Source organism: Mesorhizobium sp. M1E.F.Ca.ET.063.01.1.1 (assembly GCF_003998155.1).
Taxonomy (GTDB): Bacteria; Pseudomonadota; Alphaproteobacteria; order Rhizobiales; family Rhizobiaceae; genus Mesorhizobium.
Genome location: NZ_RZSC01001686.1, coordinates 1 through 415 on the forward strand (window position 1 = coordinate 1; position 415 = coordinate 415).

Genomic DNA, 415 nt, shown 5'->3' on the forward strand with positions numbered 1-415 from the left:
GAATTCGCCGACATCGTCGGCAAGCCGGCCGCCGATGTGATCGGCCGCCGCTTCAGGGACGTCGCCACGACTTGCGGTCTCGACACGTCGGGCGAGATCGCCACGCTGCTCGAGCGGCGCGATACCTGGTCGGGGCGTTCGGTGCTTTGGCCGGTGGCGGGCACGGACTTGAAGATACCGGTCGATCTCGCGGCGCTGCCGGTCTATGGCCGCAGCCGCGCCTTCGAGGGTTTTCGCGGCTTCGGCGTTGCGCGCAGCGCCGACGCCATCATGGATCCAGAAGCGCTCGGCATGGCGCTTGTACCCAATGGCGCCGCACCAGCCGAACCCGAACCTGCCGCCGGGCAACCGGCGGCCGAGCCGCCGAAGCCTGCCGACCCGTTCCAGGGCGAGGTGCCGGCGCTGACCATCGTGC

1 pseudogene is annotated in these 415 nt (G+C 70.4%); it reads left to right on the forward strand.

Annotation, left to right across the window (positions count from 1 at the left end):
- Window positions 1–415, forward strand: a pseudogene (locus EOA29_RS40420) (PAS domain-containing sensor histidine kinase); the annotation flags it as partial.